This window comes from uncultured Tateyamaria sp. (assembly GCF_947503385.1).
Classification (GTDB): Bacteria; Pseudomonadota; Alphaproteobacteria; order Rhodobacterales; family Rhodobacteraceae; genus Tateyamaria.
The window spans coordinates 20,801-28,638 of sequence record NZ_CANNDO010000016.1; the positions used below are offsets into that span (position 1 = coordinate 20,801).

Annotated in this window: 10 protein-coding genes; 5 read left to right on the plus strand and 5 right to left on the minus strand. The window is 60.2% G+C overall.

From position 1 onward, the window contains the following. Nucleotides 1–61: 61 nt before the first annotated feature. From Q1A85_RS22480 to gstA, 3 genes are read right to left on the minus strand one after another with little or no spacing between them, the layout of a single operon-like run. Nucleotides 62–289 carry a 4-oxalocrotonate tautomerase family protein gene (locus Q1A85_RS22480; protein ID WP_299695173.1) on the minus strand — a complete coding sequence of 76 codons (228 nt, stop codon included), beginning with the start codon at nt 287–289 and terminating at the stop codon, nt 62–64. A 2-nt stretch (nt 290–291) separates the two neighbouring features. Further along, on the minus strand, nt 292–672 hold the full coding sequence (locus Q1A85_RS22485; protein ID WP_299695175.1) for a nuclear transport factor 2 family protein: 381 nt from the start codon (nt 670–672) through the stop codon (nt 292–294). Further along, the gene (gene gstA / locus Q1A85_RS22490) at nt 669–1,280 is read right to left on the minus strand and encodes a glutathione transferase GstA (protein ID WP_299695177.1); all 612 of its coding nucleotides are present in this window, start codon (nt 1,278–1,280) and stop codon (nt 669–671) included. Before gstA ends, Q1A85_RS22485 begins: the two co-directional genes overlap by 4 nt. A 184-nt stretch (nt 1,281–1,464) precedes the next feature. Here gstA and Q1A85_RS22495 point away from each other — a divergent pair, with 184 nt between their 5' ends. Continuing rightward, entirely contained in the window at nt 1,465–1,776 is a 312-nt protein-coding gene (locus Q1A85_RS22495) for a helix-turn-helix domain-containing protein (RefSeq protein ID WP_299695179.1), read from the plus strand. Nucleotides 1,777–1,806: 30 nt separating this feature from the next. Continuing rightward, nucleotides 1,807–2,673 carry a DMT family transporter gene (locus Q1A85_RS22500; RefSeq protein WP_299695181.1) on the plus strand — a complete coding sequence of 289 codons (867 nt, stop codon included), beginning with the start codon at nt 1,807–1,809 and terminating at the stop codon, nt 2,671–2,673. Here the strand turns inward: Q1A85_RS22500 and Q1A85_RS22505 are convergent. Together Q1A85_RS22505 and Q1A85_RS22510 are read right to left on the minus strand one after the other, a co-directional pair. After that, nucleotides 2,662–3,468, minus strand: a complete 807-nt coding sequence (locus tag Q1A85_RS22505; protein WP_299695183.1) for a putative rhamnosyl transferase — start codon at nt 3,466–3,468, stop codon at nt 2,662–2,664. The two genes, Q1A85_RS22500 and Q1A85_RS22505, sit on opposite strands and share 12 nt — an antisense overlap. A gap of 14 nt (nt 3,469–3,482) precedes the next feature. Beyond that, on the minus strand, nt 3,483–4,259 hold the full coding sequence (locus tag Q1A85_RS22510; RefSeq protein WP_299695185.1) for a heparin lyase I family protein: 777 nt from the start codon (nt 4,257–4,259) through the stop codon (nt 3,483–3,485). 413 nt (nt 4,260–4,672) lie between these two features. Here Q1A85_RS22510 and rpsL point away from each other — a divergent pair, with 413 nt between their 5' ends. Genes rpsL through fusA form a run of 3 tightly spaced genes read left to right on the plus strand, consistent with a single transcriptional unit; the run spans nt 4,673 to nt 7,674 of the window. Beyond that, nucleotides 4,673–5,044: a 30S ribosomal protein S12 gene (gene rpsL, locus Q1A85_RS22515; protein WP_024809820.1), complete on the plus strand. Its 372-nt coding sequence runs from the start codon at nt 4,673–4,675 to the stop codon at nt 5,042–5,044. 12 nt (nt 5,045–5,056) lie between these two features. Further along, nucleotides 5,057–5,527, plus strand: a complete 471-nt coding sequence (gene rpsG / locus Q1A85_RS22520; RefSeq protein ID WP_299695189.1) for a 30S ribosomal protein S7 — start codon at nt 5,057–5,059, stop codon at nt 5,525–5,527. Nucleotides 5,528–5,553: 26 nt separating this feature from the next. Next, a complete protein-coding gene (gene fusA / locus Q1A85_RS22525; RefSeq protein WP_299695192.1) occupies nt 5,554–7,674 on the plus strand; it encodes an elongation factor G in 2,121 nt (706 codons plus the stop codon). The last annotated feature ends 164 nt before the right edge of the window (nt 7,675–7,838 follow it).

The following is a 7,838-nucleotide window of genomic DNA, read 5'->3' on the forward strand; positions in this document are numbered from 1 at the left end:
CGGTTCAGAAACAAGAAACCCCCGCCGGAAACGGCGGGGGTTTTGCTTTTGCGAGGTGGACCTAAGTTCCAGATCGGCTTTTGCGGTATGCGACCACAGGCAGACCGCCAATGCCCCAGTCGGGCAGGGCAACCTCGTCGATCACGACAAAGGTCGTGCTGGGATCCTTGCCCAGAACGTCTTGGAGCAATGTGGTGACACCCGCGATCAGGCGCGCTTTGTCTTGGGACGACGGGCCGGTGCCGTCTGGTCCACCTTCGCGCGTCACCTTGATGTTGACATAAGGCATGGTCAGTCCGTCCTTGGGATATAGGAAAACACCTTGGTCACGATCCGCCACGCCATGTCCTGCCGGATCAGCGTCAACTCGTCGTGATACGTGCGCCCCATCATGGTCATGCGTGCGCGCACATGGGCCAGTCGGTCCCCCGCTATAGAGATATCGAGGATCTCGTCCCGCCGCTCTTCGCCGCGATCTGCGGGCGCTTCGCGCTTGTCGATCCGCGCCATGTAGGTTTCGAGGTCGAGGTACAATTCGTCCCCTTCTGTCGCGCAGACATAGGCAAGATGCGGATGAAAGACGCGGCGCAACCGGTTGCTGTCCGCGTGGTAGAGGCCGGTGAAATAGGACTGCATCACCTGACTGATTTCGGCAAGCGGGCTGAACGTCATCCCGCCAGCCCTTCGGCTTGCAAGGTGCGCTGGGTTGCCGGGCGCGCCGCGACGCGTGCCACGTAGGCTGCGAGGTTCGGCCAGCGGGCAAGGTCAATGCCGGTGAAGTTGGCCCAGTTCGACACGACAAACAGATAGGCGTCCGCAATCGTGTACTGCTCCCCGAGCACCGTGTTGCGGCCGTCCGCAAGCAGGGCTTCGACGTGGTCAAATTTGCTGACCACGTTGACGCGTGCGGCGTCCTGTTCGGCCTCTGTCGCGTTGCTGTTGAACAGCGGGCCAAAGGCTTTGTGCAGTTCGGACGACGTAAAGGTCAGCGTTTCTAGCGTGCGCGCCCGGTCTTGCGTTCCGACGGCCGGGATCAACCCCTTGTCCGGATGACCGTCTGCGAGGAATTGCAGGATCGCCGGTCCCTCGGTCAGGTAAATCCCGTCCTTCATTTCGAGAGTGGGCACGTAGCCCTTGGCGTTGATGGTTCTGTAGTCTGCACCGCTTGCGGTTTTTCCCGCGTCGGTGTCCACCGCTTCGATGTCAAATGGCGTGCCCAGTTCGTTCAGGACCATATGGCTGGCCATCGAACACGCGCCGGATTTGTAAAACAGTTTCATGTCGCTCTCCTTGGCTTGGTGACAGGCCAGAGATTGCGATCGGAATTACCACTTGCAACCAGGTATCTAATGGTTACCTTGAGAATTGAGTTACCGCGCAGAAACCTGGTTACAGCCCATGCCCCTGAAAATGACCAAAAACCGCAGCCCCGCGCCCCCCGAACCCTGCATGTTGACCGAATGCATGGCCGTTATTGCGGGCGCGTGGGCGCCCAACGTCATCTGGTGCTTGCGGGCCGGGCCACGGCGGTTCAACGAACTGCGCGCCGATATCCCGCCAATCTCGGCCAAGGTCCTGTCAACGCGGCTGAGCGAACTGGAAGCGCGCGGCGTGCTGACCCGGCATGTCCGACGCACGTCGCCGCCCTCGACCGAATATGCGCTAACGCCGCTGGGGGCCGAGTTGCTGCCCGCACTGGACGCCATTGTGCAGGTGGGCCACCGATTGAAATCAGCACGAGGAGATGGGCTGGTCACAGTGAATGAAGCGGGGTAGCGTCGCGGCGCAACGGACCCGGTACACCGCATGTCTCCCAACACATTTGGCGCGCTTCTGATGATGGCCTCCATGGCGTGCTTCACGTTCAATGACGTGCTGATCAAGCTGACGGATGGCGCGATCCCGTTGGGGCAGTTGCTGTTTGTGCGGGGGGCCTTGTCTGTTGCGTTGATCTTGTTGTGCGCGCGTTGGCTGGGCCGGATCAGCCTGCGGGTCAGTGCGCGAGACTGGGTGCGTATCGGCATCCGGTCCATGTCGGAAATCGGGGCTGCGTATTTCTTTCTGTCTGCGTTGCTCAACATGCCGATCGCCAATGTCACGGCCATCCTTCAGGCTTTGCCGCTGACTGTTGCCGTGGCGGCGGCGGTCGTCTTGGGGGAGCCGTTGGGGTGGCGGCGCATGGTGGCAATCAGTGTCGGCTTTGTCGGCGTTCTGCTGATTGTCCGACCCGGTGCAGAAGGGTTTTCGGTCTGGTCGCTTTATGCCTTGGGCGCGGTGGCTTGTGTCACCGTGCGTGACCTTGCCACCCGCAGCCTCAGCCCCGCAGCACCAACGATGACGGTGACCCTGATGGCGGCCCTGACCATCACAGTGTTCTTTGGCCTCGTGTCCGTGACGGAGCCGTGGGTGCCGTTCACACCACGCCTGACGGCGTTGATCGTCGGGGCATCGGTGCTGATCATCGGCGCGTACTGGTTTTCGGTGCAGGTCATGCGGCAGGGCGACATCGGCTTTGTCGCGCCGTTCCGGTACACTGGTCTGGTGTTTGCACTGATCTTGGGGCTGTTCGTTTTTGGCGATTGGCCCGATCAACTGACATTGCTGGGGGCGGGGATCGTGGTGGCAACCGGCCTCTTTACCCTTTACCGAGAACGGCAGATCTCACGGCGCTGAAAACACGCGCCGCACATGATCCACATCAATGGCAAACCGGTCACGGAACAGCGCCTGATCCTCAGCCGACAGAGGCGCCACGGGCACCGTTTTGACCTGCTTCTGGCGGCTGTCGTTGTAGCCATTATGGGTGCGCACAAACATGTCCGGGTCGGGGTAGGTGACGCAGGGCATCATGCGCGGAATGCGTTCGTGCATGAAGTTGTGGATGGTCAACATCGAATTGCCAGCGACGTGCACGCCCAGTGCCGCGACATAATAGGGGCGGTAGATTTCGGTCGCTGCAATCCCGTGCGCGCCCACTTCGGCCACACGCCCATGCGGCCAGTCGATGCCGACACATTGGTGCTGGCGGGTCAGCGGCTCTACGTCTTGGGCTGCGGCGCGCAGGTTGGCGATGAAATCCAGCGATACCGCATCATCGTCGTCAAACCGGAACTGAACGCAGGGCTCCGCAGGGTACAGGCGGGAGGCATTCAGGATTTCCTTGCAGACCTTGCGGTTGTTGCGCGGCGGCTGTTCGAGAATTTCAATCTGCGGGATGTCCGCGCACATCGCGTGCAGGCGGTCCCTGTGTTCGTCCGGAAAGGCATCCCCGATCAGAACCACGAGGTCAAAATCATCATCCGTTTGCGCCCGCAGACACGGCAGGGCAATAGTCTCGAACAGGCGGAACCGCTCTTCGAGCCGTTCCCGCGCCCATACAAAGGCCATCCGTTCTTCGATTGTGTCATGCTCAACCTGAAAACCGCCCTTGGCGGGATAGGAGAAACGGCACAGACCAATCACTTGCATCGTCGTTTCGCCTTTCAGTCTACGCCGCGACGCTGTTTTTCAACGGCCACTTTGTCATAGCTTTTGCCCATGCGCACCTCGTCGAAAAACACCACCTGCGTGGGCATTGGGCCGCGATGCTGGCTGACGAAAGAGCGGTAGATGCCGTATTTGAAATAATAGGCCTTGGGCGCGTAGTTCTGATTGTAGTTGTGCAGCGCAACACGTGTGCCGTTTTTGAACACTTCGAGTGTTGCAGGCGCCGTCTTGGTGTTCAGGCGCACAACGAAATCGGTCCATTTTCCGCGCAATTCGGAAATGCTGGCAGGGTTGTAATCTTTGATGTCATTGCGCACGTTGTCAAAGGGGCCCGACAGCACATGCACCCGAAGGAAGTAGCGGTTGCCCAGCATCTCCATCTGGAACACGCCCGGCTCGGACGGGTAGCCGCCGGTAAAGCCTGTGGGTCCGCCTTTCATTTTTACCTGGCCGACGGTGGTGCGCACACGGGACGAGGTACGGAAATCTTCGGGCAGGTAGATGGAGAAAGCGATCCACTGGTCGGTGCCCGCGCGCCAATCCTTCTTGACATAAAGTTCTGAGCGTTCGCGGTCGTTGTCGCAATCGCTCCACCCGTCATCCCAGCCACAATCCCCGGCACGCACCTCGAACCGCTGGGCGCGTTTGCCCAGTCGCGAGAACCCTTTGACCTTAGCAAAGCCGTGGTCGGTCGTGTTGAATTTCATACTGCGTTCGACCGGCAGGCGCTGTGCGTCGGCGCGCTCTGGCAGGGCGGTCATCAAAAGGGCCATCAGCAATGGGGCGAATAGGTTGAAAAGTCTCATGTAAAATCCGCAATTGTCCTTTGATCGCACTGTGGCCCGTCGCCCTTGCGCTGTCCACCGAAACCGGGGCAGGGTGGACGTCACCCGCTGCGTCCGTCCAGCGGGGTCATCACGCCCTGAGGGGCTGTTGACAGCACCTGCGACTCCCCCTATACGCCGCACATCTCGGACCGGGGGCCAGCCCCGAACCCGAAATCTAAAACCGAAGTGGACACGATCCGGCCTTTTCACTTGGTCCGATCCTCTGGAAACCCACCGCGTCGCCCCGGACGGGAGCGATCGTGGTTTTTGCGCTTTCGTGGACGCACGGGAGTGATGGAATTGAAACCGCGGGGCAGTCCCGCACGACATATGTTGATGAGACGGGGAACAGACCTGCAATGCCAACGATCCAACAGCTGATCCGCAAGCCGCGGCAGCCGAAAGTGAAACGCTCCAAGTCCCTCCACCTTGAGGGAAATCCGCAGAAACGCGGCGTGTGCACACGTGTCTATACAACGACACCCAAAAAGCCGAACTCGGCCATGCGGAAGGTTGCCAAAGTGCGCCTGACCAATGGCTTTGAGGTCATCAGCTACATTCCGGGCGAAAGCCACAACCTTCAGGAACACTCCGTTGTTCTGATCCGTGGCGGCCGTGTCAAAGACCTTCCCGGTGTGCGCTACCACATCCTGCGCGGTGTTCTGGATACCCAGGGCGTCAAGGACCGGAAACAACGCCGTTCGAAATACGGCGCCAAGCGCCCCAAATAAGGAGAGCAGCAGATGTCACGTCGTCACGCCGCCGAGAAACGCGAAGTTCTGCCGGACGCCAAATATGGCGATACGGTTCTGACCAAGTTCATGAACAACATGATGCTGGACGGAAAGAAATCGACCGCCGAGCGCATCGTCTACAACGCGCTGGATCGCGTCGAAGGCAAGATCAAGCGCGCGCCCGTGGAAGTCTTCCACGAAGCGCTGGACAACATCAAACCCGCCGTTGAGGTGCGCTCGCGCCGCGTCGGTGGTGCCACCTATCAGGTGCCCGTCGAGGTTCGCCCCGAGCGCCGCGAAGCGCTGGCCATCCGCTGGTTGATCACAGCCGCGCGTGGCCGCAACGAAAACACGATGGAAGAACGCCTCGCCGGTGAACTGCTGGATGCTGTGCAATCCCGCGGGACCGCCGTGAAGAAGCGCGAAGACACGCACAAGATGGCCGACGCCAACAAAGCGTTCAGCCACTACCGTTGGTAACCCAGACACTCTGAGGAAGCAGCCCCATGGCACGCGAATATCCGCTCGACCGCTACCGCAACTTTGGCATCATGGCTCACATCGATGCCGGCAAGACCACATGTTCGGAACGCATCCTGTTCTACACAGGCAAGTCCCACAACATCGGTGAGGTGCACGATGGTGCGGCCACCATGGACTGGATGGAGCAGGAACAAGAGCGTGGCATCACCATCACGTCGGCTGCGACCACCACATTCTGGGAACGCACCGAAGACGGTGAGACGGCGGAAACGCCCAAGCACCGCCTGAACATCATCGACACGCCCGGCCACGTGGACTTCACCATCGAAGTTGAGCGTTCGCTGGCTGTGCTTGATGGGGCTGTGTGCGTGCTGGACGCCAACGCCGGTGTTGAGCCGCAGACGGAAACCGTGTGGCGTCAGGCTGACCGCTACAAGGTGCCGCGCATGGTGTTCGTCAACAAGATGGACAAGATCGGCGCAGACTTCTTCAACTGTGTGAACATGATCGAAGACCGGACCGGCGCGCGCGCCGTGCCCGTCGGTATCCCGATCGGTGCTGAAACCGAGCTCGAAGGTCTGATCGACCTTGTGACCATGGAAGAGTGGCTGTGGCAAGGCGAAGATCTGGGCGCGTCCTGGATCAAGGCGCCGATCCGCGACAGCCTCAAGGACATGGCCGAAGAGTGGCGCGGCAAGATGATCGAAGCGGCCGTCGAAATGGACGACGACGCGATGGAAAACTACCTGATGGACGGCGCCGAGCCCGACGTCGCGACCCTGCGTGGCCTGCTGCGCAAGGGTACGCTGTCGTTGTCGTTCGTGCCGGTTCTGGGCGGCTCCGCGTTCAAGAACAAAGGCGTGCAACCGCTGCTGAACGCCGTGATCGACTATCTGCCCAGCCCGCTGGACGTTGTTGACTACATGGGTTTTGCACCGGGCGACGAAAACGAAGAGCGTAACATCGCCCGCCGTGCGGACGACGACATGGCGTTCTCCGGCCTCGCGTTCAAAATCATGAACGACCCCTTTGTGGGCTCGCTGACCTTCACCCGCATCTATTCGGGCACTCTGTCGAAGGGCGGCTCCATGCTGAACTCGACCAAGGGCAAGAAAGAGCGCGTCGGTCGGATGATGATGATGCACTCGAACAACCGTGAGGAGATCGAGGAAGCCTTTGCAGGTGACATCATCGCGCTGGCGGGTCTCAAGGACACCACCACCGGTGACACGTTGTGCTCGGAAAAAGAGCCGGTCGTGCTGGAAACAATGACCTTCCCCGATCCGGTCATCGAGATCGCGGTGGAGCCCAAGACCAAGGGCGACCAAGAGAAAATGTCCCAGGGTCTGGCGCGTCTGGCGGCAGAAGACCCATCCTTCCGTGTGGAAACTGACCTCGAAAGCGGTCAGACCATCATGAAGGGTATGGGCGAACTGCACCTCGACATCCTCGTCGACCGCCTGAAGCGTGAGTTCAAGGTCGAAGCCAACATCGGCGCGCCGCAAGTGGCCTATCGCGAAACCATCGGTCACGAGGTCGAGCACACCTACACACACAAGAAACAGTCTGGTGGGTCCGGTCAGTTTGCCGAAGTCAAGCTCATCATCTCGCCGACAGAACCGGGTGAAGGTTACTCCTTCGAGAGCCGGATCGTTGGCGGTGCTGTGCCCAAGGAATACATTCCGGGCGTCGAAAAGGGCATCCAGTCGGTGATGGATTCCGGCCCGTTGGCGGGCTTCCCCGTGATCGACTTCAAGGTTGCACTGATCGACGGCAAGTTCCACGATGTTGACTCCAGCGTTCTCGCGTTCGAAATCGCGTCCCGCATGGGGATGCGTGAAGGGATGCGCAAAGCGGGTGCCAAACTGCTCGAGCCGATCATGAAGGTCGAGGTGATCACGCCGGAAGAATATACTGGTGGCATCATCGGTGACCTGACATCGCGTCGGGGTCAGGTGTCCGGTCAGGAAAACCGCGGCAACGCTATCGCCATCGACGCGATGGTGCCGCTGGCCAACATGTTCGGCTACATCAATACCTTGCGTTCGATGTCGTCGGGCCGCGCCCAGTTCACCATGCAATTCGATCACTACGATCCCGTGCCGCAGAACATCAGCGACGAGATCCAGGCGAAATACGCTTAACCGGGGCGGCGGGCTGAAGCCCGCCCTACCCACCACCCGTAGGCCGGGCTTCAGCCCGGCACCCCAAAGAGAAGACAGGAGGCCATCATGGCAAAGGAAAAGTTTGAACGTACGAAGCCGCACGTAAACATTGGCACGATTGGTCACGTTGACCACGGCAAGAC

What these genes read in the sequence shown, in the direction of transcription:
- Q1A85_RS22480 (WP_299695173.1), bottom strand. Translation starts at nt 289, where the DNA reads ATGCCTTATGTCAACATCAAGGTGACGCGCGAAGGTGGACCAGACGGC.
- Q1A85_RS22485 (WP_299695175.1), bottom strand. Translation starts at nt 672, where the DNA reads ATGACGTTCAGCCCGCTTGCCGAAATCAGTCAGGTGATGCAGTCCTAT.
- gstA (WP_299695177.1), bottom strand. Translation starts at nt 1,280, where the DNA reads ATGAAACTGTTTTACAAATCCGGCGCGTGTTCGATGGCCAGCCATATG.
- Q1A85_RS22495 (WP_299695179.1), top strand. Translation starts at nt 1,465, where the DNA reads ATGGCCGTTATTGCGGGCGCGTGGGCGCCCAACGTCATCTGGTGCTTG.
- Q1A85_RS22500 (WP_299695181.1), top strand. Translation starts at nt 1,807, where the DNA reads ATGTCTCCCAACACATTTGGCGCGCTTCTGATGATGGCCTCCATGGCG.
- Q1A85_RS22505 (WP_299695183.1), bottom strand. Translation starts at nt 3,468, where the DNA reads ATGCAAGTGATTGGTCTGTGCCGTTTCTCCTATCCCGCCAAGGGCGGT.
- Q1A85_RS22510 (WP_299695185.1), bottom strand. Translation starts at nt 4,259, where the DNA reads ATGGCCCTTTTGATGACCGCCCTGCCAGAGCGCGCCGACGCACAGCGC.
- rpsL (WP_024809820.1), top strand. Translation starts at nt 4,673, where the DNA reads ATGCCAACGATCCAACAGCTGATCCGCAAGCCGCGGCAGCCGAAAGTG.
- rpsG (WP_299695189.1), top strand. Translation starts at nt 5,057, where the DNA reads ATGTCACGTCGTCACGCCGCCGAGAAACGCGAAGTTCTGCCGGACGCC.
- fusA (WP_299695192.1), top strand. Translation starts at nt 5,554, where the DNA reads ATGGCACGCGAATATCCGCTCGACCGCTACCGCAACTTTGGCATCATG.